The sequence below is a fragment of the Sphingomonas sp. PP-CE-3G-477 genome (assembly GCF_003050745.1).
Classification (GTDB): domain Bacteria; phylum Pseudomonadota; class Alphaproteobacteria; order Sphingomonadales; family Sphingomonadaceae; genus Sphingomonas.
This window is the reverse complement of record NZ_QAOF01000008.1, coordinates 99,901-122,103: the sequence shown is the minus strand read 5'-3', so window position 1 is coordinate 122,103 and position 22,203 is coordinate 99,901. Positions and strand designations below refer to the sequence as shown.

The following is a 22,203-nucleotide window of genomic DNA, read 5'->3' as shown; positions in this document are numbered from 1 at the left end:
CCCGGCGAAGGCCGGGGCCCAGTTGGAAAGGTGGCAGTAACAGAGCGCGACGCCAGCCAAACCTCGTCCCCCAACTGGGCGCCGGCCTTCGCCGGGGTGGGGCCGTTGAATGGTGGTGCTTCTGTTTCTTAATCCCCCGCGAAGGCGGGGGCCCAGGGACCAAGCGTACCGCCCTTGGTTAAGTCTGGGCCCCCGCCTCCGCGGGGGAACAGCTAGGGTTGCAAGCGGACGCTACTCCGCCAGCGCCCGATCGCTCACGAACATATTCGTCGCCCGTTCATGCGCGAACGTGCTCGCCGGCCCATGCCCCGGGATAAAGCTCGTATCGCTCCCCAGCGGCCAAAGCTTCTCGACGATCGACTTCACCAGCACCTGGTGATTCCCCCCAGGCATATCCGATCGCCCGACCGACCCCTGGAACAGCACATCCCCCACCTGCGCGAACTTCGATGGCGCGTGGTGGAAGATCACATGACCCTCGGTGTGCCCCGGCGTCTCGTACACATCGAGCACGAGATCACCGACCGACACCGTGTCGCCCTCGACCAGCCAACGGTCCGGCTCGAAATTGACCCCTGAAATCCCGTATTTCGGCCCATCCTGATCGAGTCGCTGCAACCAGAAGCGATCCGCCTCGTGCGGTCCCTCGATCGGTACGCCGAGATCGTTCGACAGCCGCTTGGCGCCCCCCGCATGATCGATATGCCCATGTGTCAGCAGGATCTTCTCGACCGTGACCCCCGCCTGTTCGACCGCCGCCATGATCCGCGGCAGGTCGCCGCCCGGATCGATCACCGCCGCCTTCATCGTCGCGGTGCACCAGATGATGGTGCAGTTCTGCTGGATCGGCGTGACGGGCACGATGGCAGCACGGAGCGGGGGCGCAGCGCGGAGTGGAGGATTTGTCATGCCCTCGAAATAGGATAGCGCGCCCGTAGGAGCAATCGCCGCTTGCGGTTTGCCTCGCGCTCCGTGCAACAGTCGCGACGATGTGGACCGCGCCCTACGTGTTGCTCGATGACGCCCGCGCGGCAGGCGCCCCGGCGCGATTGTACCGCGACCCCGTCCGGATCGTCCGCGCCGACACGCTCGCCGAGGTTCGCCCTGCGCTCGATGCGTTACGAAACGCCCGCGCGGAGGGCCTGCACGCCGCCGGCTACCTCACCTACGAAGCCGGCGTTGCGCTTGCATCCAAGCCCGTCGACGTCCGCACCGAAGGCCCGCTGCTCTGGTTCGGCCTGTTCGCCGAGTACGACACGATAGCGCCCGAAGACGTCGCCGCGTTGCTCCCCGACCCCGCTGGCGCGTGGACTGGTGCGCCCGAGCCGCTGATCGACCGCGACACCTACGACGCCAGCCTGTCGCGCGTGCTCGACCTGATCGCGGCGGGCGACATCTACCAGGCCAACCTCACCTTCGCCGCCACCGTGCCGTTCGTCGGCGACCCGCTCGCGCTCTACGCCCGGCTGCGGCGCCAAGCAAAGGCGGGATACGGTGCGCTGATCGACACCGGCGAGACGCGTTTCCTGTCGCTGTCCCCCGAACTCTTCTTCGCGCTCGACGGCGACACGCTCACCTGCCGCCCGATGAAGGGCACCGCGCCGCGAGGCGACACGCCCGATGCCGATCGCGCGCTCGCCGAAACACTCGCCGCCGACTCCAAGCAGCGCGCCGAGAACCTCATGATCGTCGACCTGATGCGCAACGACCTGTCGCGCGTCGCCACCCAGGTCGCGGTCCCCGACCTGTTCACCGTCGAGACCTATCCGACCGTCCACCAGATGACCTCGACCGTCACCGCGACGCTGAAACCAGACTGCGACGCGGTGGACGTCCTGACCGCACTGTTCCCGTGCGGCTCGATCACCGGCGCCCCGAAGCAACGCGCTATGGAGGTCATCGCCGAGGTCGAGCACGCGCGCGTCCGCGGCATCTACACCGGTGCGATCGGTCGGTTCGACGCGAACGGCGATGCGATCTTCAACGTCGCGATCCGCACCTTGGCGATTCAGGACGACGCGGCGATGATGAGCCTCGGCTCGGGCATCGTCGCCGACAGCGTGGGCGATGCGGAGTGGGACGAGTGTCACGCGAAAGGCGCATTCGTCACTGCCGGCCAGCGTCGCTTCGACCTGATCGAGACAATGGCGTTCGATCCCGACGACGGCCTGACCCGTCTCGAAGCGCATCTCGGGCGGATGAAGGCGAGCGCGGAGGTCCTGGGATTCACCTTCGATCGCCACGCCGCGCGCAACGAACTCCAGGCCGCCACTTTCCGGTTGCGCGGACCGCGCCGCATCCGCCTGCTGCTCAGCCCGTCGGGCGCGATCGCGATCGAGGCGGCACCGCTCCCGCAATCGCCCGTGCAAGCAACCGTCGCGATCGTCCCGCTGCCCGTCGCCGCGACCGACTTCCGCCTCCGCCACAAGACGAGCGCGCGGGCGTTCTATGACGGCGCGCGCAAAGCCGCGGGGACGTTCGAGGTGGTGTTCGAGGATGCGGAAGGCTTCCTAACCGAAGGCAGCTTTACCTCGTTGTTCGTCCAGCGCGGCGAAGCACTCGTCACGCCGCCGCTACGGCACGGCCTGCTCCCCGGGATATTGCGAGCCGACCTCCTCGAATCGGGCCGCGCAATCGAAGCGCCGCTGACCCGAGCCGACCTGACCGCAGGATTCTTCATGGGAAATGCGGTCCGCGGGCTCATTCCCGCCATCGTTACGGTTGCGAATTCGACCGATCGGCGCGTATAGCGCCCGCGAATTCCGCGGCGACGTTCGCGGACAACCGCAAAGGTTACACCATGCACGCATCCGCCGCGCTCGGCCGCATCAGCCCTTCGCCAACGCTCGCGATCACCTCGCGCGTTCTCGAACTGAAGCGCGCAGGCGTCGACGTGATCGGGCTTGGTGCAGGCGAACCCGATTTCGACACGCCGGACTTCGTCAAGGAGGCCGCGATCCAGGCGATCCGCGACGGCAAGACCAAATACACCAACGTCGACGGCACGATCGAACTGAAGCAGGCGATCGTCGCGAAGTTCGCGCGCGACAACAACCTCACCTACACCACCGACCAGATCAGCGTGAACGTCGGCGGCAAGCACACCCTGTTCAACGCGATGGTCGCGACGATCGATCCGGGTGACGAGGTCGTCATCCCCGCGCCGTACTGGGTCAGCTATCCCGACGTCGTGCAGTTCGCCGGCGGCGTGCCGGTGATCGTCAAGGCGGGCCCCGAGGTCGGCTACAAGCTCGATCCCGCCGCGCTCGATGCGGCGATCACGCCGAAGACCAAGTGGGTGATCCTCAACTCGCCGTCGAACCCGACCGGGGCCGGCTACACGATCGACGAGCTGAAGGCGCTCGGCGCGGTGCTCGCGCGGCACCCGCACGTCTGGATCTTCGCCGACGATATGTACGAGCATATCGTCTATGACGGCTTCAAGTTCGCGACCATCGCCGAGGCCTGCCCCGAGCTGTTCGAGCGTACGCTCACCGTCAACGGCTGCTCTAAGGCGTATGCGATGACCGGCTGGCGGATCGGTTACGGCGCAGGCGCATCGTGGCTGATCAAGGCGATGGCCAAGCTCCAGTCGCAGTCGACCTCGAACCCGTGCTCGATCGCCCAGGCGGCGGCGGTGGCGGCGCTCAACGGCGACCAATCGTTCCTCGCCGAGCGCAACACCGCGTTCCAGGGCCGCCGCGACCTCGTCGTGTCGATGCTCAACGAGATCGACGGCATGCACTGCCCGACACCGGAGGGTGCGTTCTACGTCTACCCGTCGTTCGCGGAACTCATCGGCAAGACGACGCCGAACGGCCGCCTGATCGACACCGACGAGGCGATGGTCGGCTATCTGCTCGACGACGCCAAGGTGGCCGTCGTGCAGGGCGCCGCGTTCGGCCTCAGCCCCGCGTTCCGGATCAGCTATGCGACGTCCGACGCGCTGCTCCGCGAGGCCTGCACGCGCATCCAGACGGCGTGCGCCGCGCTGAAATAACGCCGGCAACATTCGAGATACGCGGCGACATCTTCCGACAACCCTGCCGGGCGATGCCTGCTGCACGATGAACGCATCGGCCACGGCGCGTTAATCGAGAGTTTCTAAAAACGACATTGTGGTTGGCCGGCATCTCTATGACATGCCGGTCCGTAACTGACGCTGACCTATCCGGTCGGCGCCATCACTGGGTTTCATTGGGATCGCATCATGCGCAGCATCGTAAAGTCGAGTTTCTTCTGGCAGTTCAGCGGTGGTTTCGTCCTCGGAGCCATCGGCTTGCTCGCCCTCCAGCCCGCCGAAGCGCGCCAGACCTTGGCCAGCCATTTCGAGCACAGCGCCTCCGCCACCGCGCGATAACCGCCCACCTGATTACTGCGGCGACGGCCTAGCGAAGCGCAAGCGCAACCCCATGTATAAAACATGAAAAAGCCGCTTCTCGCCACGCTCGCCGCCATCGGTATCGCCGGTGCGTTTATTGCCACCGGCACCGCGCAAGGCGCCCGCGCCGTCGTCATCCCCGCCGTCAAGACCGACCTTCCTGCAGCGCCCGGCATCCAGACCGCGGTGCTCGCAGGCGGCTGCTTCTGGACGATGGAAGCGGTGTTCGAGCATGTGAAGGGCGTGAAGTCGGTCACGACCGGCTACGACGGCGGCACCAAGGCGACCGCGACCTACGACCAGGTTTCCGCCGAAACGACCAAGCACGCCGAAGCCATCAAGATCGCTTACGATCCGCGGGTGGTGAGCTACGGTACGCTGCTCCGCGTCTATTTCTCGATCGCGCATGACCCGACGACGTTGAACCGCCAGGGCCCCGACAGTGGGGAAAGCTATCGCTCGGCGATCTTCCCGCAATCGCCCGCGCAGGCGCAGGTCGCGCGGGCGTACATCGCTCAGCTTGGCGCTACGCATGCGTTCTCCGGGCCGATCGTGACGAAGCTTGAGACGGGTACGTTCTATCCGGCTGAGGCGTATCACCAGAATTTCTACGACCGGAACCCGACTCATCCGTATGTCGTGATTTGGGACAAGCCGAAGGTAGCTGCCTTCCGTGCGGCGTTCCCGACGATTTCGAGCTGAGGGCGACCTTCTCCGGACTGCCACCACCCCGGCGAAGGCCGGGGCCTAATTGGAAAGGTCAAAGTAACGGCGGACGAACCTCCGTTATACGCCGCCCGCAATTGGACCCCGGCCTCCGCCGGGGTAGTGGTTTACCTACTTGCGCGGCGACGAGCGTCAGGCAGCAACCGGAAACCGCAGCATCCGGTCCGCCACCGGCACCATAGCCTCTGCGCCGACGCCCACAGCCCGAACGATCTCCGGATGGTCCACGTCCAGCCCTCCGGTCAGCGATCCAAACGCCGGTAAGATCAGCTTAGTCGTCGTCGCCACGAAACACCGCCGCGCAACCGATTTCCCCCGTACCCTTAGCCGAAGCTTCGGATGGAAATGCCCCGACAGTTCCGGCCGCGTTTCCGCCCGGTCCGCTTCATGCCGCAGTACCAGCCCGTCGACGACCACCTCGTCCACGACCTCCCCGCCACACCGATCGAGGATCGCCGGATCGTGATTGCCCGTGATCCATGTCCAGCGAGTCCCGTCGGTCATCGCCCGCAGCATGTCCTGCGCGCGCTGCGGCAGTCGCTCGCACCCTTCGCTGTCGTGGAAACTGTCGCCCAGGCACCAGACTTCGCGCGCGCCTGTCGCCGCGACCAGCGCGGTGAGATCGGCCAGCGTCGCGATCGAGTCATACGGAGGCAGCATCTGGCCGCGCTTGGCGAACCAACTCGCCTTCTCGAAATGCAGGTCGGCGACCAGCAGCGCACGCCGCTCCGGCCAGAACAGCGCGCCTTGCGCCAACGCCAGAAGCGTATGCCCGCCGAACGAAAAGGGAACCATCCGCCCGCCATGCCGCCCCCGCCGCACCGAATCAAGCCGCCATCGTCGCGAACCGGGTGGGGCTTGCGCATGCCCCCAATCGGCGTAAAGCGCGCCGTCCCCTCAGGAGGAGCGCTGTTCGCGCCATGACGTCCGTAGCCGGAACACCGCAAACTGCCGTCGTGACCGAACCGACCGCCGAGGGGGCGGCAGGGCAGGCGTGCGCGCCGTCGGATCTGTCCGCCGCGCATCTCCACCCGCATCCGGCACTCGCCGCGCTTACCGTCGGCGCCATCGGCGTGGTGTTCGGCGATATCGGCACCAGCCCGCTCTACGCGTTCCGCGAGGCGCTCGGCCAGACGTCCGCGGGCGGTATCGATCCCACCGAGATCCTCGGCGTGCTGAGCCTGGCACTCTGGTCGCTGTTCCTCGTGGTCACGGTCAAATACGTCATCTTCCTGATGCGCGCCGACAACCAGGGCGAGGGTGGCGTGTTGGCGCTAGCCGCGCTCGCCCGTCGTGCGCTGGGCATGCGGTCGAAGGTCGCGATCGTGCTTGGCGCGGCGGGCGCGTCGCTGTTCTACGGCGATGCGATCATCACCCCGGCGCTGTCGGTGCTGTCGGCGATGGAAGGCCTGCGGACGATCCCGAGCGCGGCGCACATCTTCAACGAAGGTGTCGTCCGCGCGCTGACGATCGGCATCCTGATCGCGTTGTTCCTGATCCAGTCGCGGGGCACGGCACAGGTGTCGAAGCTGTTCGGCCCGGTCTGCATCCTCTGGTTCGTCGCGATCGGTGCCCTCGGCATCTGGCACATCGCCGACGAGCCCTCGATCGTCCGCGTGTTCCTGCCTAATTACGGCATATCGTTCCTCGCCACGCACGGCGTCACCGGGCTTTTCGTGCTCGGCGCGGTGTTCCTGACCGTCACCGGCGCCGAGGCGCTGACCGCCGACATGGGTCATTTCGGCAAGCTGCCGATCCGCATCGGCTGGTTCTTCCTCGTCTTCCCGGCACTCGCGCTCAACTACCTTGGCCAAGGCGCGTTCGCCTTGTCGCGGCTCGAGGATGCAGCGGCGCGCGGCGTACCGTTCGTCAACCAGGACTGGTTCTTCCTGATGGCGCCCGAGTCGCTGCGTCCCGCGCTGATCATCCTCGCCGGGTTCGCGACGGTGATCGCCAGCCAGGCGGTCATCACCGGTGCGTTCTCGCTGACGCAGCAGGCGATCCAGCTCGGCCTGCTCCCGCGCCTGCGCATCCGCCAGACCTCCGCCGTGTTCGCCGGCCAGATCTACCTGCCCGCGATCAACTGGCTGTTGCTGATCGGCGTGCTCGTGCTGGTGATCCAGTTCAAGACGTCGTCGGCGATGGCCGCCGCGTACGGCATCGCGGTGACCGGCACGATGGTCGTCACGACCTTGCTCGCGTACATCGTCGTCCGCCACCGTTGGAACTGGTCGCGCCCGATCGCATTGGCGGCGATCCTGCCGTTCCTGACGCTTGACCTGATCTTTTTCGGCGCGAACATCCTGCGTGTGATCGAGGGTGGCTGGGTGCCGCTGGTCATCGCCGCCGCGATCGGGCTGATCATTTTCACCTGGGTGCGCGGCAAGAAGATCGTCAGCGCGTTCGAGAAGCGCCAGAGCATTCCGCTCAGCGATCTCGCCTCGGCGCTGGAGAAGCGTCCGCCCGAGCGCGTGTCGGGGACGGCCGTGTTCCTGACCGGCAACCCGCACGCGACGCCGGGCGCGCTGCTGCATAATCTGAAGCACAACAAGGTGCTCCACGAGCGCAACCTGATCGTCAGCATCCGCACCGCCGACCGGCCGTTCGTTGACGAAGCGTCACGCGCGAAGGTGGAACGCGTCGACGACAATTTCTCGATCGTCGTGCTGACCTACGGCTTCATGGAGTCGCCCGACGTGCCGCGCGATCTCGGCGTCGGCAACAAGACCGAGCAGCTCGGGCTCGACCCCATGCGCACCTCGTTCTTCATCGGCCGCAACACACTGAAACCCGATGCGGAGAAGGGCATGCCGCCCTGGCAGGACCGAATCTTCATGTTCCTGCAACGCAACGCCAGCGACCCCACCGACTTCCTGAAGATCCCGCCGGGTAAGGTGCTCGAGCTAGGCGAACAGGTCACAGTGTAAGCCGAGCGCGGGGCGAACGGTTTCGGGGCGGGAAGCGCGTGCTCCCTCGCTCCTCCGGGGAGAGGGAAGGGGCCCGCGGCGCTTGCCGTGGGAAGGGAGAGGGGCGTTGGGATGCACGGTCTCGAGCCCCAAGCCCCTCTCCCTTCCGTCGCCTAAGGCTCCTCCCTCCCTCTCCCCGGAGGGGAGAGGGACATGGGACATCATCCCGCAAACGCCTTCACCAGATCGAAGAGGTAGTCGCGGCCGTCATACAGGGAATTCACACGAATTCGCTCGTTGAGGCCGTGGATGCCGCCCATGTCCTTGTCGATGAAGACGCCGGGTGCGCCGTAGACCGGGATTCCGATCGCTTCGAAGAAAATGCCGTCCGTCGCGCCGGTCGACATCAGTGGCAGGATTGGCAGGCCGGGGAAGTGCTTCGCCGCCACCTTGGTCACCGGCCCCATGATCTTCGGATCGAGCGTCGGCGGGATCGCGGTCGGCCGCACCGGCTGGTTCGCCGTCACCGTTACCTTCGCCCCCGCAAGTTCCTTCAACTTCGCGAGCGTGCCCTCTACCGTCTCCCCTGGAAAGATCCGGCAGTTGATGTTCGCGGTCGCGCGCTGCGGCAACGCGTTCTCCGCGTGACCCGCGTTCAGCAACGTCGCCACGCAGGTCGTGCGCAACGTGGAGTGCATCGCCTTGTCACGACTGACGATCGCATCCGCCGTCTTGTCCTCAGGGTTTGCGAGCAGCTTCGTGATCGCATCCCCCATCTCGCCCGGCATCGCCTTGGCGCTCGCCGCGAAGAACGCCTTGGTCGTGTCGGTGAACTTCACTGGGAACTCGTAGCCCTGGACTGCCTTCACGGCGTCGGCGAGCTCGTAGATCGCGTTCTCGGGAATCGGCTGCGAGCTGTGCCCGCCGGGATTGGTCGCCAGGAACGTGTAGTTCTGTGCGGCCTTCTCGCCGACCTGGATCGCCAGCAGCTGGCGCTTGCCATTATCGTCGAGCCGCCCGCCGCCGCCCTCGTTCAGCGCGAACTCGGCGGCGATCAGGTCGGGCTTCGACTTCGCCAGATACTGCGCGCCGTTCCACGCGAACGTCGTCTCCTCGCCGCAGGTCAGCGCTAGCTTGATCGTCCGCTTTGGCTTGTACCCGCTGGTCTTGAAGCGGATCATCGCGTCGGACCAGATCGCCGCCTGCGCCTTGTCGTCGACGGTGCCGCGCGCGTAATAATAGCCGCCTTCCTCGATCAGCTTGAACGGATCGCGCACCCAGTCCTCGCGCTTGGCCTCGACCACGTCGAGATGCGCGAGCAGCAGCATCGGCTTGATCGACGCGTCCGACCCCTTCAGCACCGCGACCAGCCCGCCATCCTTCGGGTGCTCGGGCACCGAGAAATAGGTTATGTCGGCATCGGCATAGCCCGCCGTCTTCAGTCGCGCGCCGATCTGCGCCGCGGCCTGCGTGCAGCTGCCGGACGACAGCGTCGTGTTGGTCTCGACCAGTTCCTTGTAGAGCCCGAGGAACGCCTTCTGGTCAGGGCGCGACTGCGCCTGTGCCCCAACCGCCGTCGTCACGGGCGTGGTCAGAATCGCCGCCGTGAGTAGCCAACCAGTCGCGCGCATCGTCGTCCCCCTGTTCGTTTCTGTGGGGAGAGTTGCAGCGAACGCGCGGTTACGCAACCTCAGCGCCGCGGTTCCCCGCCACGACGCGTTCCGCGAGGCAATGCCAGCCTGACTTCACGGTTGGCGAAATCGATGTCGACGCGGCGAAATAACTGCAGCACATCCATCCCGAGCAGCATCGCGGGACGCTCGGACAATCCGAACTGCCGGAACGGCGGCGCATCGATCGCAGTGAATGCGACGGGCACATCGCCGAGCGAGAGGCTGCCGATCGTGACGCGGTCGATCGTCGTGTAATCCGCGACCACGGTTTCGCCGGTGACGCCGGTCAGCGACACCGACTGCGACGGCCCAGCGCGGCCCAGTCCCTTGCGGGTCACCTTCCGGCGGAGTGCGCCATTGGCCATGCTCACGGACGTGCCGGTATCGAGGATCACGCGGATGCGGATGCCGTTGCAATAGGCGTCGGTGACGACGAGCTGTCCGAACAGGCTGCGCGCTTTGATCACGATCTCGTCGGGACCTGCGCGTTCGCGATTCTGGCGTTTGCGCGAGGGGGTGACGGTCATCGTCTTCGTGTCGAAGTCGATCGTCACCGCATGATCTTGCAATGTGTCGATCCCAAGCAGCCCGCGCGCACCGAGATTGATCGCGCTGATCGCCGGGGCCTCAATCGCGGCGCTGCCGATGACGCTCACCTTGAGCGAGGGGATCATGACGGTGCCGATGCTGTCCGAGCCGGTCATGCCGGTCACGCGGACGATGCGGCCAGGCGCAAGCCCGAGCGTGGCCGCGAGTTCACGGGAGATCACGGTCCGCTGCGCGCCGGTGTCGACGATAAAGGGGAAGGGGCCGGCACCGGCGATCGTCACGGGGATGGTCATTCGGGATTCGTCGTCGCCGAACAGGAGCGTGGCTGGGTCTGGTTCTGCGGTTGATGCTGCGGCTGGAAGGGGTGCAGCATTTGGGCGTGGAGAGACTGCGTCCTGAGCGCTAGCTTGGGCGGCGATGACTAGCAGTAGCGGGGCTAGCCACTTGTGCATGCTGCAAATGCTGCGCCTGATTTCGCGCGCGTGCAACTACCGTAGTTAGGGACGAACGTCCCTTCCAAACGCTACCATCCCGGCGGAGGCCGGGGCCAATTGGGGGAGGTTGCTAATGGAGGGCAGCGCTCCGTTACGGCTACCTTTCCAATTGGGCCTCGGCTTTCGCCGGGGTGGTGCTTTCAACGGGGGGCAGCGCTACGACTCAATCCGGCCGCATCGCATCCGCGATCATCGCCTCCGCCTCGATCAGCAGTGCATCATCCGAACTGTTGGTCGAGATCTTCTCGCGCCCGATCAGCGTCAGCACCGGCACCGCGAGCGGCGTGACCCGCTCCAGATCGACATGCACCATCGTCGCCGCCGCGCGGTCGAGCAGCGACGCCAGCCGCCCGACATCGGTCATCCGCGCGCGCGCATCCGCCCACGCCGCCTCCAGCAGCAGATGCGTCGGCTCGTACTTGCGCAGCACGTCGTAGATCAGGTCGGTCGAGAACGTCACCTGCTTGCCGGTCTTGCGCTTGCCGGGATGTTGGCGCTCGACCAGCCCGCCGATCACCGCGACCTCGCGAAACGCACGCTTGAGCAGATGCGATTGCTGCACCCATTCGACGAACTCATGCTCGAGGATATCCGCCGAGAACAACGCGGCGGGGTCCGTAATCTTCTCCAGCCCGTACACCGCCAGCGCGTAATCATTCGCGACGAAGCCGAGCGGTTTGAGCCCCTGCGTCTCCATCCGCCGCGTGATCAGCATGCCGAGCGACTGGTGCGCGTTCCAGCCCTCGAAGCTGTACGCGACCATGTAATGCCGCCCCTCGCGCGGGAACGTCTCGACCAGCAACTGGCCAGGCTCGGGCATGACCGACCGATACGCCTGCATCTCCAGCCACTCGCGGACGTCGTCGGGAAAGCGCGCCCAGTCGCCGGGATGCGCGAGGAACCCGCGGACACGGTCGGCGAGGTTGGTCGACAGTGGCATCCGGCTGCCGCCATAGGTCGGGATCCGCGCAGGCTTCGACGTCGCGCGCACCACCAGATCCTCGAGGTCGATCTTCATCACCTCCAGGCTGAGCCCTGCGAAGAAGAACGTGTCGCCGTGGCTCAACTGCGCCGCGAACGCCTCCTCGACGCGGCCGAGCACACGACCGTTGCCGAACCGCACATTGAGCATCGTCGCCTCGACGATGATGCCTGCATTCAGCCGATGCTGGCCGATGAATTTCGGATGGCTGACGCGCCACGTCCCGTCCGCATCCTTGGTCAGCCGCTTGAACCGGTCATACGCCTTGAGCGAATACCCGCCGTCGCTGATGAAGTGCAGCACGCGCTCGAACGTCTCGGTCGGTAGCGCGGAATAGGGGAGGGCTGAGCGGATCTCGTCGAGCAACGCAGCCTCGTGGAACGGGGCTGCGCATGCGCACGCCATCACGTGCTGCGCCAGCACGTCGAGCGCACCGACGCGGAAGATGTCCGCATCGAGCTCGCCCGCCTCGACCGCGTCGAGCGCCGCGCGTGCCTCGAGATATTCGAAGCGGTTGCCCGGCACGACGATCGCCTGCGATGATTCGTCGAGCCGGTGGTTGGCACGGCCGATCCGCTGCAACAGCCGCGACGACCCCTTCGGCGCGCCCATCTGGATCACGCAATCGACATTGCCCCAGTCGACGCCCAGATCGAGGCTCGACGTCGCAACCAGCGCGCGCAGTTTCCCCTCGGCCATCGCGTTCTCGACCTTCCGACGCGCCTCCTTGGCGAGACTGCCGTGGTGGACGCCGATCGGGAGGTTACCCGCATTCACCTTCCACAGATCCTGAAAGATCAGTTCCGCCAAGCTGCGCGTGTTGCAGAACACGATCGAGGTCTCGTGCGCCTCGATCTCCGCCATCACCTGCGCGGCGGCATAGCGACCCGAATGCCCCGACCACGGTACGCGGCCTTCGGGCAGCAGGATCGCGATGTTGGGATCTGCGCCGGCCTCGCCCCGGACCATCGCGACCTGGTCGATATCGCCATCGGGCGCGAGCCACGCGCGATAGCCGTCGGCATCTGCGACCGTCGCCGACAGCGCGACGCGGCGCATCCCCGGCGAGATCGTCTGCAACCGCGCCATGCACAGCGAGAGCAGGTCGCCGCGCTTGCCGGTCGCGAACGCGTGGACCTCGTCGACGACGATCGTGCGGAGGTTTTCGAACATCGTGATGCTGTCCGGATAGCTCAGCAGCAGCGACAGCGATTCGGGCGTGGTCAGCAGGATCTGCGGCGGCTTGATCCGTTGCCGCGCCTTGCGGTCCGACGGCGTGTCGCCGGTGCGCGTCTCGACGCGGATATCGACGCCCATCTCGTCGATCGGCGTCAACAGATTGCGCTGCACGTCGACCGCGAGCGCCTTCAGCGGGGAGACGTAGAGCGTGTGGAGACCAGTAGTCGGCGCCTCGATCAGCTCGGCAAGCGTCGGAAGGAACCCGGCAAGCGTCTTCCCCGCGCCGGTAGCCGCCACCAGCAGCGCATGATGTCCGGCGCGACCTTCCGCCAGCATCTCCAGCTGATGCCGCCGCGGCCGCCAACCCCTCGCGACAAACCAGTTTTCCAAGGGGGAGGGGAGGTCGCTCACGGCCTGTTCACGCATTACCGTCATATGGGGGCGTCGCGCCGCACCGCTATGGACCGCGTGCGCGATGGCCGGCATTTCAGCCAAAGCTCTGTTGTGAAAGACGATCGGTGTCGCTTCTTCGTTATCTTCTGCCCCTGCCGTTGCTTGCACTTTTGCCGTTCGCCAATGCCACCGCCGCCGACAAGTCGTTCGTTGGGGGCGGCGGCATCGTCCGATTGTCCTACGCCTCCAGCCTGACGCCGACGCGCAATTTCGCAGGCCGCGCGGTTATGAACCGTGGGTGGCGGCAGATGTGGGACGGCGCGCCGGTCGGTCGCGGCGTCGGCATCGTCCGCTTCTGGGAGGTCGCCCGGCCGACCAACGGCCAGGGGCAGGTGACCGAGCTGATCCAGGTTGGCTTCAGTCGGAGTGCCGACGTGGTCGCGACGTGCGGCACCGCGGGACTGGTCTCGGGCAGCGCGAGGCGCCTGCCGAACCGGATGCTCGGCGGCCACCGCTGGACGGTCTATACCAATGGCGACGCCGGCATGAGCCAGCAGGTGAACGCGACCAACTTGCGCAGCGTCATCAACGGCGCCTGCTACGCGATCGACCGCGTCACGTACGCGGTGAAGCCGGCAGCCCCGGCCAGCCGCAACGCGCCGACCCAGGCGGTTGCGGCGGCGCGGATGGATGCGATTCTGGCGACGATCAAGGTCGGCGGGCGGCGGTAACCGATCCTCCCCCGCCAGGGGGTGGTGGCGGGCGCTTTGAGCGGCCGTTCGGTGGCCGTACGCTACCAACGGCACCGCATCCTCGCGTCACGCGTTACCCCCTCCATGGCAAAACTCGGCGACTGGCTCGAACCGCATCCGCACGGCATCCTCGTCAAGCCGATCGACGCCTGGATCGACCCCTCGATCCCGACCGCCAAGGCCCTCGTCACGCACGGCCACGCCGATCACGCGCGCGGGGGGCACGAAACGGTTTGGGCCACCCCCGAAACGCTGGCGGTCATGGACGCGCGCTATGGGCCGCAAGCCGGCAACCCGGTCGCGTATGGCGAGACGATCCGCATGGGAGAGGTGGATATCGGCTTCGTCCCCGCCGGCCATGTCCTCGGCTCCGCGCAGATCGTGCTCGACTATCGCGGCGAGCGGATCGTCGTCTCGGGCGACTACAAGCGCCGCGCGGACCCGACCTGCACGCCGTTCGAACCCGTCAAATGCGACGTCTTCATCACCGAAGCCACGTTCGGCCTGCCGGTGTTCCGCCACCCCGACACCGGCGACGAGATCGACAAGCTGATCGCCGCGCTGCACGCCAACCCGGACCGCTGCGTCGTCGTCGGCGCCTATGCGCTCGGCAAGGCGCAGCGCGTGATCGCCGAACTGCGTGAGCGCGGTCACGAGGCACCGATCTACATCCACGGCGCGCTGCAACGCCTGTGCGACCTGTATGCAGAACACGGCGTCAGGCTCGGCGAATTGCTCCCGGTGGCAGACGCGAAGAAGGCGGACATGGCCGGACACGTCGTGATGTGCCCGCCCGGCGCGCTCAACGATCGCTGGTCGCGGCGGCTGCCCGATCCGATCACCGCGATGGCGAGCGGCTGGATGCGCGTTCGGGGCCGTGCGCGACAGAAAAATGTCGAGCTCCCGCTGATCCTCAGCGATCACGCCGATTGGGACGAACTGATCGCGACGCTGACCGAGATCGCGCCGCGGGAAGTCTGGGTCACGCACGGGCGCGAGGACGCGCTGGTCCACTGGTGCATGACCCGCCAGATCAAGGCGCGCGCGCTGGCGCTGGTGGGGTTCGAGGACGAGGACGACTGAACCCTCGGACCTCACGCCGGGCGCAATTCTCCGGAGAATGGCGGCGGCGTCGCTTTGCGCCACGGCAGCGCGCGTCCCTCTACCAGCGATCGCCATGCCCACTCCACCGGGGCGATGTCGAACCTTCGTACATAGGCGTTGGCGAGCAGCAACAGCGTGATATCGATCGCCAGCGCGGTCGCCATGAGACCGGTCCAGCCGAGCGTCCCGTACAGGGCTAGGCCGAACGGCGGGAACAGGATCCACAGGCAGATGATCGTCTGGAGGATGTAGATCGACAGCGCGGTCCGCCCGGCCGCGATGAACGGCCGCAACAGCGTGGCGCCGAACCCGGTGCCGAGCAGCAGGCACACCGCGCCGACATGGCCGAGCGTCATCGCCTCGCGCGCGACTTCGACGGTGGCCCACATCGTCTTGGGCGCATCGTCGAACCGCGTCTGCTCGATCGCGCCGACGATCCGCAGCGGGATGGCGACCGCGTAGGCGATCAGCGTCATGCGCAGGTAGAAGCCGCGCGATCGCGCGCCTTGCAGGATGCCGAGCTTGTAGAGCGCGGCACCGATCAGCATCACGCTGGCGGCTTCCCAGACGAACAGCAGTTCGAACCCGTGCGTCTCGAGATAGACCGTTACGCTCCACTGCATCGCCGCCCATGTCGCGAAATTGCCGGTCCGCGCCTTGTCCTCCGCGACGATCCTCGCACGGCTGTCGGCCTTGCTCTTGGCGCGCTTGGCGTCGCCGGTCGCGATCTTGGCAAGCACCTTTCGATCGTCCGCGGTGACCGGTCGACCTGCCGCGCGCGCTTCGTTGATCGCGGCGACCTGCGACCGCTCCTGCAGCGCCTGATAATAGCCGAAATATCCGCCCCCTGCGAACTGCGCGACGGCGGCGATCAGCCCGATCGTGATCAGCCAGCGCGGCCGCATCCGGCGGAACAGGAACGCGATCATAGCGGCGATCGCGTAGGTGTGGAGGATGTCGCCGGGCCACAACAGGATGAAGACGTGGACCACGCCGAACCCGAACAGCAGCAGGTTGCGGAGGTAATAGCGCTTCATCACGACGCGCTTGCCGGCGCTCAGTGCGGCGCGATCGGTCAGGATCACCATCCCCGCACCGAACAGCAGTTCGAGCATGCAGCGCGCGGTGCCGTTCGCGATCACCTCGCGCAGCCACCACGCGACCTGATCGGCCTGTGTCCACCCGATATGCCGAAAATCGCCGAACGACGCCCAGAGCGAGCCGCCCATGTCGTTGATGTTCATGAACAGGATGCCGAGGATCGCGATCCCGCGGAGGATGTCGAGAACCGCGATACGCGGCGCACCATCGGGCTCCGCCGCCTGCAAGATCGCTGGTTCGGCTGCCGTGGCGCCTAGGTCGCGTGTGGCTTGGTCGTCCATCGTTCTGGGCCCCCCCGAGATGACAGGCCCGACGCTAGGCCTATCGCGACGAAAGGCAAGCTTAGCCGGCGCCCTCTAATGTACGGGCCCGGCGGCGTTGCACGGAACTTCCTATCCCCAACGCTTCGCGGTACTTTGCAACCGTCCGCCGCGCGATGTCGAAGCCTTTGGCGTTGAGCAGATCGACCAGCGTATCGTCGGACAGGATCTTCGCACCCTCGGTATCGATCAGCGCCCGAATCGCCGATTTCACCGCTTGCGCCGACACCGCCTCGCCGCCATCCGCCGACTGGATCGCGCTCGTGAAGAAGTATTTCAGTTCGTACAGCCCGCGCGCGCACGAGACGTATTTGTTGCTCGTCACGCGGCTGACGGTCGATTCGTGCATCTCGATCGCGTCCGCCACCTGGCGCAGCGTCAGGGGCCGTAAGTGCGCGACGCCCTTGAGGAAGAACGCCTCCTGCTGCTTCACGATCTCGGTCGCGACCTTGATGATCGTCCGCTGGCGCTGGTCGAGCGCCTTCACCAGCCAGTTCGCGCTGGCGAGGCAGTCCGACAGCCACGCCTTCGACGCCTTGTCCTGCTGCCCGCCCGACAGCTCGGTATAGTAACTCCGGTTGACCAGTACGCGGGGCAGCGTGGTGGCGTTGATCTCGATCGCCCAGCCGGCCTTGGTCCGTGCGACGAACAGGTCGGGCGTCACCGACTGCGCCGGTTCGCCGCCATACCTGCACCCCGGCTTCGGATCATACCCGCGGAGTTCGCGGATCATGTCCGCCATGTCCTCGTCGTCGACGTCGCACATCCGCTTCAGCCGCGTCAGTTCACCACGCGCGAGCAGATCGAGGTTGTCGATCAACCGCGCCATGCAGGGGTCGTAGCGATCGGCTTCCTTCGCCTGCAACGCGAGGCATTCGGCAAGATCGCGCGCGCCGACGCCGGTCGGGTCGAACGTCTGGATCGTCGCGAGCACGGCCTCGACGCGCACCAGCGGCACACCGAGCCGGTTGGCGATGTCGAGTAGCGACACGGTCAGGTAGCCCGCCTCGTCGATCTGGTCGATCAGGTGCGCGGCGATGAACGCGTCTTCGTGGGGGATGGCAGGGCCGGCTTGGGCAAGCAGGTGATCCGCGAGGCTGAGGCTGGTATCCGCGAACGCGTCGAGATCGGGGCCGTCTTCACCGCCCGCTCCCCCCGCGCTCGCGCCGGTCATCGACAGCGCGCCGTCCATCCCGCTGCCGCCGTCGGCGACGCTGTCCTGCTGGTGGCTTTCGGTGGCGTAGTCGACGTCGAGCGTCGGTTCGTCGCCTGCGCCGGTGCCCGCGACCAGTTCGTCGGCGGCGACGCGTTCGTCGCGGACTTCGGGGGCGGGCTCGCGGTCCGGCGCGTCGCTATCCTCGGCGGCGCTGGCTTCGAGGAGGGGGTTGCGCTCGACTTCCTCGGCGATGAACCCCTCGATCTCCAGGTTCGACAGCGCCAGCAGCTTGATCGCCTGCTGGAGCTGCGGGGTCATCACCAGCGACTGCGACTGGCGGATGTCCAGGCGAGGGGCGAGGCTCACTAGATCCTCCCCTGCAAGGGTAGGTGGCGGCGCGAAGCGTCGACGGAGGGGGGGCGCGTCAGACGCTGCGTTCGCGGAGGTCCCCCTCCACCAGCTCCGCTGGTCCCCCTCCCCGTGCCGGGGAGGAATGGATGCGCCAGCCTGTTCATAACTCTAGAGCGAGAAGCCTTCGCCGAGGTACAGCCGCCGGACGTTCGCATCCGCGACCAGTTCCTCGGGCGAGCCGGAGAACAGCACCCGGCCGTCGTAGATGATGTAGGCGCGGTCGACGATCTCGAGCGTCTCGCGGACGTTGTGATCGGTGATCAACACGCCGATGTCGCGGCGCTTGAGGTCCTTCACCAGGTCGCGGATGTCGGCGATCGAGATCGGATCGATGCCCGCAAACGGCTCGTCGAGCAGCATGATCGACGGATCCGCCGCCAACGCGCGCGCGATTTCCGCACGCCGCCGCTCGCCACCCGATAGCGCCATCGCCGGTGCCGCGCGGAGGCGGGTCAGCCCGAACTCCTCGAGCAGCGTGTCGAGTTTCCGCTGGCGCGCCGCCTTGTCCGGCTCGGACAGCTCCAACACGGTCAGGATGTTCTTCTCGATCGTCAGCCCGCGAAAGATCGACGTTTCCTGCGGCAGATAGCCGAGGCCAAGGATCGCGCGCCGGTACATCGGCAGCTTCGTGATGTCCTCGCCGTCGAGCATGATCCGGCCCGAATCGGGCTTCACGAGGCCCATCACCGAGTAGAAGCATGTCGTCTTGCCCGCGCCGTTCGGCCCGAGCAGCCCGACGACCTCGCCGCGTCCTACCGAGACCGACACGTCCGTCAGCACGACGCGCTTGTCGTACGACTTGGCAATCGAGACGACCTGGAGCCCGTTGCTCACCGGCGGTTCGGAAATCGGCTCTACGTTCTCGATCGGGGGCAGCGTGGTGGCGTCCATGGGATCAGGCCCTCGCAAAAGTCAGTCGCCGAAAACTCGGCGTTGATGGTGTCGCCGAACAGTCGGCGGGGGTTTGGCAGGAAACATGCATGAGCGCGCCGCCGGAGGGAAGCCCCTACGAGCCCCTCACGACGCCCCTGCTGGCTCAGTTGCGCTTGGGAACCGAGAAGGTGCCGGTCACGCGACCGCCGGTTTGGGTCACAGTGCCACCGCTTGCCGCCGATCCGCCTGCGCTGCCGCCGGCGACCGACGAGCCGTCGATCACCGACCGCCCGGTGTCGAGATTCATCGTCAGGCGCCCGCCGTTCACGGTGTTGCCCGCCTGCGTGAGCGTGACCGCGCCGAGCATCGTGATGACGCGCCGGTTGAGGTCGTAGATCGCATACTGGCTTCGCGCGGTCTGGTCGGGACGCTTGACGATCACGCCGCCCGACGCGTCGAGCCGCGAGACCTGCGGGTTTCCGCCGATCACCTGGCCGGTATACGCCACCGTCATCCGCGCCGAGTTCAGCGTCATCTCGGCCTGCTTGACCGCGACGTTGCCCGACAGGATCGCGCGGTTCGCCTTGTCCTGCAGCTCGATATGATCCGCGCCGAAATCGATCGGGGCGTTGGAATTGTGCGCCTGCTGCGCGACCGCGGTCGTGGAGAGCAAGAGGGCGGACAAGCCGGCAAGAATGTGAGTGGCGCGCATGGCGGCTATTTCGGCCCTCTGGGGATGATCCGCAAGCGCGCATTGCCATCGAGCGTCACGGTCCGCTCTTCCAGGTTCGCGCGCAGCTTGTTCGCGCTGAACGTGCCCTGCTGGACGGTGCCGGTCGCCGCCCCGCCGCTTTCGAGCGTGCGCGCCTTCATGTCGATCGTCGCGTCGGTGGTCTTCAGGTCGTACCCACCCGCCGCGGTGGCGTTGAGCGGACCGAACAACTGCACCTTCTCGGTGTCCATGTCGTAGCGGCCGGTGTTCGCCTTGATGTTGGCGGGGCCGTCGGTCAGCTGGATCTGCGCGGCGAGCTGGTTGAGCTGGACGATCGGCTCGGCCGAGCTCTTCTGGATCGCCGAGGCGGCGTCGAGCGTGAACGCCTGGCCCTTCGTATCCTCGCCGCGATAGCGCGCCGCCTGCGTCTTCATCCGCTCCTGCGCGACATCGACCTTGTTCTTGTCGAGCAGGAACGACACGTCGCCGCCCGCCGTCAGCGGCGCCATCACCAGGAACGCTGCCAGCACGCCGATCGCGGTCGGCAGGCCGACGCGGGCGATCGCCACGAACCGATCGTGGCTGCCACCGGGCGCGGCCCAGTCCTGGCGCGCGGTCCGCACGCGACGGGCGACGGGGGAGGGCGGCGGAACGTCCATCAAGCGTGTGCGAAAATGTCGATTTCGGGCCAGCCGGCGATATCGAGCGCGGCGCGGGTCGGCAGGAAGTCGAAGCAGGCTTGCGCTAGCTCCATCCGGCCTTCGCGAATCAGCCGCTTGTCGAGCTCGGTCCGCAACCGGTGGAGGAAGCGCACGTCCGACGCCGCATAATCCTTCTGCGCCTCGGACAGTTCGGGGCTGCCCCAGTCCGACGACTGCTGCTGCTTCGAGATGTCCTGGCCGAGCAGTTCGCGGACGATTTCCTTGAGACCGTGACGATCGGTGTAGGTCCGCACCAGCCGCGACGCGATCTTGGTGCAATATACCGGTGCCGCGACGACGCCGAGATAATATTGGACTGCGGCGATATCGAACCGACCGAAATGATAGAGCTTCACCCGCGCCGGATCGGCCAGCAGCGCCTTCAGGTTCGGCGCGTCGTAGCCGGCTCCCGCGGCGAATCGGACGAGGTGCTCGTCAGGGCCGCCATCGGAAAGCTGGACGAGGCACAACCGATCGCGAGGCGTGATCAGCCCCATCGTCTCGGTATCGACGGCGATCGCGGCGCCGGCCGCGAACAGGTCGGCGGGAATGTCGCCTTCGTGGAGATGAACTGTCATGAGTCGGCCGTAGCCGCCCGAAGCTGAACGCTCAATGCCTCTATATGCGTCACCGATCCGAATCAGGCGACAAGAAGGCTTCGCGATCGTCGATGCGACGAGTCGTGGCTGGAGCGCGACACTTGCGCCAGTATCGATCCAAATCGAGCGCCCTCGGATCAGAATCTATTCGCGACGGCTTGTATTTTGCGCTAAGGGTTCCCTCAAGGCGCAAAAGGTTTCGCGCTGGAAAACCTGCGTTCGTCGTCCGGCACAAGGGTTTTGAGAAATTTGCGGGCGAACCGGGAAGACGAACAGAGCTTATGGGTTTCGATAAAGGTGGCCGCGGGAACCGTGGCGGGCGTGGCCGCGACAAGCGCGACAGCTTCGGCGGCGGCGACAACGAGTTCGGCGGCGGCAGCAGCTTTGGCGGTGGCGGCGATCGGTTCGGCGGCGGCGGTAGCAGCTATGGCGGCGGCGGTGGCTCGAGCTACGGTGGCGGCGGTGGCAGCAGCTACGGCGGCAGCTTCGGTGGCGGCAGCGGCGGCGGCGGCGGTGGTTACCGCGGCGGCGGCGGCGGTGGCGGCGGCTTCTCGGGCGGTGGCGGCGGCGGCGGTGGTCGCGGCATGCCTCCCCAGGTCGTCGGCGAAGGCACGGGCGTCGTAAAGTTCTTCAACGCGCAGAAGGGCTTTGGCTTCGTCGTTCGCGATGACGGCGGCGAGGACGTGTTCGTCCACATCAGCGCTGTCGAGCAGGCCGGCATGGTCGCTCTCGCCGAGGGTCAGCCGCTCGGCTTCACGCTCGTCGACCGCGGTGGCCGTATCTCGGCAACCGACCTGAAGATCGACGGCGAGCCGATGGCCGTCACCGATCGCGGCCCGCCGCGTGACCGTGATGCCGGCCCGGGCGCGCCCCGTGGTGGCGATCGCGACCGTGACGGTGGTGCAGGTGGCGCACAGCGTCAGCTCACCGGCGAGAAGGCGACCGGTACGGTCAAATTCTTCAACGCGATGAAGGGCTTCGGCTTCATCCAGCGCGACGACGGACAGCCTGACGCATTCGTCCACATCTCGGCCGTCGAGCGCGCCGGCATGTCGACGCTGAACGAGGGCGACAAGCTCGAGTTCGAGCTCGAGGTCGATCGTCGCGGCAAGTACGCAGCGGTGAACCTGAGCGCAGGCGGCTGATAGCTGTCTGACTCAGAACGCTGATCGTACCGTGTTCGGTAGGATA

At 66.6% G+C, this 22,203-nt stretch carries 19 protein-coding genes; 8 read left to right on the top strand and 11 right to left on the bottom strand.

Annotated elements, in window-relative coordinates; genetic code table 11:
* Nucleotides 1-231: 231 nt before the first annotated feature.
* The gene (locus tag C8J45_RS15145) at nucleotides 232-909 is read right to left on the bottom strand and encodes an MBL fold metallo-hydrolase (protein WP_107963968.1); all 678 of its coding nucleotides are present in this window, start codon (nucleotides 907-909) and stop codon (nucleotides 232-234) included.
* A gap of 80 nt (nucleotides 910-989) precedes the next feature.
* On the opposite strand from C8J45_RS15145, the gene pabB reads away from it, so the two are divergent.
* The 4 genes from pabB (at nucleotide 990) to msrA (ending at nucleotide 5,083) form a co-directional block, all read left to right on the top strand.
* Nucleotides 990-2,750: an aminodeoxychorismate synthase component I gene (gene pabB / locus C8J45_RS15140; protein ID WP_107963967.1), complete on the top strand. Its 1,761-nt coding sequence runs from the start codon at nucleotides 990-992 to the stop codon at nucleotides 2,748-2,750.
* Between the two features lie 50 nt (nucleotides 2,751-2,800).
* Nucleotides 2,801-4,000: a pyridoxal phosphate-dependent aminotransferase gene (locus tag C8J45_RS15135; protein ID WP_056054414.1), complete on the top strand. Its 1,200-nt coding sequence runs from the start codon at nucleotides 2,801-2,803 to the stop codon at nucleotides 3,998-4,000.
* Between the two features lie 210 nt (nucleotides 4,001-4,210).
* The gene (locus C8J45_RS19305) at nucleotides 4,211-4,360 is read left to right on the top strand and encodes a hypothetical protein (RefSeq protein ID WP_181321233.1); all 150 of its coding nucleotides are present in this window, start codon (nucleotides 4,211-4,213) and stop codon (nucleotides 4,358-4,360) included.
* A 63-nt stretch (nucleotides 4,361-4,423) separates the two neighbouring features.
* Entirely contained in the window at nucleotides 4,424-5,083 is a 660-nt protein-coding gene (msrA, locus tag C8J45_RS15130; RefSeq protein ID WP_107963966.1) for a peptide-methionine (S)-S-oxide reductase MsrA, read from the top strand.
* A gap of 156 nt (nucleotides 5,084-5,239) precedes the next feature.
* On the opposite strand, the gene pdeM is transcribed toward msrA, so the two are convergent.
* Nucleotides 5,240-5,902 carry a ligase-associated DNA damage response endonuclease PdeM gene (gene pdeM / locus C8J45_RS15125; RefSeq protein ID WP_107963965.1) on the bottom strand — a complete coding sequence of 221 codons (663 nt, stop codon included), beginning with the start codon at nucleotides 5,900-5,902 and terminating at the stop codon, nucleotides 5,240-5,242.
* A gap of 215 nt (nucleotides 5,903-6,117) precedes the next feature.
* Here pdeM and C8J45_RS15120 point away from each other — a divergent pair, with 215 nt between their 5' ends.
* Nucleotides 6,118-8,034 carry a potassium transporter Kup gene (locus tag C8J45_RS15120; protein ID WP_258191485.1) on the top strand — a complete coding sequence of 639 codons (1,917 nt, stop codon included), beginning with the start codon at nucleotides 6,118-6,120 and terminating at the stop codon, nucleotides 8,032-8,034.
* 200 nt (nucleotides 8,035-8,234) lie between these two features.
* On the opposite strand, the gene C8J45_RS15115 is transcribed toward C8J45_RS15120, so the two are convergent.
* The 3 genes from C8J45_RS15115 to C8J45_RS15105 all read right to left on the bottom strand — a co-directional run bounded on the left by C8J45_RS15115 (nucleotide 8,235) and on the right by C8J45_RS15105 (nucleotide 13,316).
* Nucleotides 8,235-9,644 (bottom strand): M20/M25/M40 family metallo-hydrolase, encoded by a 1,410-nt coding sequence (locus C8J45_RS15115; RefSeq protein WP_107963963.1) that lies wholly within the window; start codon nucleotides 9,642-9,644, stop codon nucleotides 8,235-8,237.
* 59 nt (nucleotides 9,645-9,703) lie between these two features.
* A complete protein-coding gene (locus C8J45_RS15110) occupies nucleotides 9,704-10,528 on the bottom strand; it encodes a retroviral-like aspartic protease family protein (protein WP_258191480.1) in 825 nt (274 codons plus the stop codon).
* Between the two features lie 364 nt (nucleotides 10,529-10,892).
* The gene (locus C8J45_RS15105) at nucleotides 10,893-13,316 is read right to left on the bottom strand and encodes a ligase-associated DNA damage response DEXH box helicase (RefSeq protein ID WP_107964026.1); all 2,424 of its coding nucleotides are present in this window, start codon (nucleotides 13,314-13,316) and stop codon (nucleotides 10,893-10,895) included.
* Nucleotides 13,317-13,408: 92 nt separating this feature from the next.
* Between C8J45_RS15105 and C8J45_RS15100 the strand changes: the two genes are divergently transcribed.
* Together C8J45_RS15100 and C8J45_RS15095 are read left to right on the top strand one after the other, a co-directional pair.
* Complete coding sequence (locus tag C8J45_RS15100) at nucleotides 13,409-14,014, top strand: hypothetical protein (RefSeq protein WP_107963961.1); 606 nt, start codon at nucleotides 13,409-13,411, stop codon at nucleotides 14,012-14,014.
* 105 nt (nucleotides 14,015-14,119) lie between these two features.
* Nucleotides 14,120-15,118, top strand: coding sequence for a ligase-associated DNA damage response exonuclease (locus C8J45_RS15095; protein ID WP_107963960.1), 999 nt, complete (start codon nucleotides 14,120-14,122; stop codon nucleotides 15,116-15,118).
* Nucleotides 15,119-15,129: 11 nt separating this feature from the next.
* On the opposite strand, the gene C8J45_RS15090 is transcribed toward C8J45_RS15095, so the two are convergent.
* From C8J45_RS15090 to C8J45_RS15065, 6 genes are all read right to left on the bottom strand, one after another.
* Nucleotides 15,130-16,521: a DUF418 domain-containing protein gene (locus C8J45_RS15090; RefSeq protein WP_107963959.1), complete on the bottom strand. Its 1,392-nt coding sequence runs from the start codon at nucleotides 16,519-16,521 to the stop codon at nucleotides 15,130-15,132.
* A 61-nt stretch (nucleotides 16,522-16,582) separates the two neighbouring features.
* Nucleotides 16,583-18,082, bottom strand: a complete 1,500-nt coding sequence (gene rpoN, locus C8J45_RS15085) for an RNA polymerase factor sigma-54 (RefSeq protein ID WP_107963958.1) — start codon at nucleotides 18,080-18,082, stop codon at nucleotides 16,583-16,585.
* A 153-nt stretch (nucleotides 18,083-18,235) separates the two neighbouring features.
* The gene (gene lptB, locus C8J45_RS15080; RefSeq protein ID WP_107963957.1) at nucleotides 18,236-19,018 is read right to left on the bottom strand and encodes an LPS export ABC transporter ATP-binding protein; all 783 of its coding nucleotides are present in this window, start codon (nucleotides 19,016-19,018) and stop codon (nucleotides 18,236-18,238) included.
* 145 nt (nucleotides 19,019-19,163) lie between these two features.
* Nucleotides 19,164-19,712 (bottom strand): LptA/OstA family protein, encoded by a 549-nt coding sequence (locus tag C8J45_RS15075; RefSeq protein WP_107963956.1) that lies wholly within the window; start codon nucleotides 19,710-19,712, stop codon nucleotides 19,164-19,166.
* A 5-nt stretch (nucleotides 19,713-19,717) separates the two neighbouring features.
* The gene (gene lptC, locus C8J45_RS15070; RefSeq protein ID WP_107963955.1) at nucleotides 19,718-20,371 is read right to left on the bottom strand and encodes an LPS export ABC transporter periplasmic protein LptC; all 654 of its coding nucleotides are present in this window, start codon (nucleotides 20,369-20,371) and stop codon (nucleotides 19,718-19,720) included.
* Complete coding sequence (locus C8J45_RS15065; RefSeq protein ID WP_056063589.1) at nucleotides 20,371-20,991, bottom strand: ribonuclease D; 621 nt, start codon at nucleotides 20,989-20,991, stop codon at nucleotides 20,371-20,373. The genes lptC and C8J45_RS15065 overlap by 1 nt, the downstream gene beginning before the upstream one ends.
* Nucleotides 20,992-21,293: 302 nt before the next feature.
* On the opposite strand from C8J45_RS15065, the gene C8J45_RS19710 reads away from it, so the two are divergent.
* Nucleotides 21,294-22,157, top strand: coding sequence for a cold-shock protein (locus C8J45_RS19710; protein ID WP_107963954.1), 864 nt, complete (start codon nucleotides 21,294-21,296; stop codon nucleotides 22,155-22,157).
* Nucleotides 22,158-22,203 lie beyond the last annotated feature (46 nt).

What these genes read in the sequence shown, in the direction of transcription:
- C8J45_RS15095 (WP_107963960.1), top strand. Translation starts at nt 14,120, where the DNA reads ATGGCAAAACTCGGCGACTGGCTCGAACCGCATCCGCACGGCATCCTC.
- C8J45_RS15090 (WP_107963959.1), bottom strand. Translation starts at nt 16,521, where the DNA reads ATGGACGACCAAGCCACACGCGACCTAGGCGCCACGGCAGCCGAACCA.
- pabB (WP_107963967.1), top strand. Translation starts at nt 990, where the DNA reads ATGTGGACCGCGCCCTACGTGTTGCTCGATGACGCCCGCGCGGCAGGC.
- lptB (WP_107963957.1), bottom strand. Translation starts at nt 19,018, where the DNA reads ATGGACGCCACCACGCTGCCCCCGATCGAGAACGTAGAGCCGATTTCC.
- pdeM (WP_107963965.1), bottom strand. Translation starts at nt 5,902, where the DNA reads ATGGTTCCCTTTTCGTTCGGCGGGCATACGCTTCTGGCGTTGGCGCAA.
- C8J45_RS19710 (WP_107963954.1), top strand. Translation starts at nt 21,294, where the DNA reads ATGGGTTTCGATAAAGGTGGCCGCGGGAACCGTGGCGGGCGTGGCCGC.
- C8J45_RS15145 (WP_107963968.1), bottom strand. Translation starts at nt 909, where the DNA reads ATGACAAATCCTCCACTCCGCGCTGCGCCCCCGCTCCGTGCTGCCATC.
- C8J45_RS15105 (WP_107964026.1), bottom strand. Translation starts at nt 13,316, where the DNA reads ATGCGTGAACAGGCCGTGAGCGACCTCCCCTCCCCCTTGGAAAACTGG.
- C8J45_RS15075 (WP_107963956.1), bottom strand. Translation starts at nt 19,712, where the DNA reads ATGCGCGCCACTCACATTCTTGCCGGCTTGTCCGCCCTCTTGCTCTCC.
- C8J45_RS15135 (WP_056054414.1), top strand. Translation starts at nt 2,801, where the DNA reads ATGCACGCATCCGCCGCGCTCGGCCGCATCAGCCCTTCGCCAACGCTC.
- C8J45_RS15065 (WP_056063589.1), bottom strand. Translation starts at nt 20,991, where the DNA reads ATGACAGTTCATCTCCACGAAGGCGACATTCCCGCCGACCTGTTCGCG.
- C8J45_RS19305 (WP_181321233.1), top strand. Translation starts at nt 4,211, where the DNA reads ATGCGCAGCATCGTAAAGTCGAGTTTCTTCTGGCAGTTCAGCGGTGGT.
- msrA (WP_107963966.1), top strand. Translation starts at nt 4,424, where the DNA reads ATGAAAAAGCCGCTTCTCGCCACGCTCGCCGCCATCGGTATCGCCGGT.
- C8J45_RS15115 (WP_107963963.1), bottom strand. Translation starts at nt 9,644, where the DNA reads ATGCGCGCGACTGGTTGGCTACTCACGGCGGCGATTCTGACCACGCCC.
- C8J45_RS15110 (WP_258191480.1), bottom strand. Translation starts at nt 10,528, where the DNA reads ATGACCATCCCCGTGACGATCGCCGGTGCCGGCCCCTTCCCCTTTATC.
- lptC (WP_107963955.1), bottom strand. Translation starts at nt 20,371, where the DNA reads ATGGACGTTCCGCCGCCCTCCCCCGTCGCCCGTCGCGTGCGGACCGCG.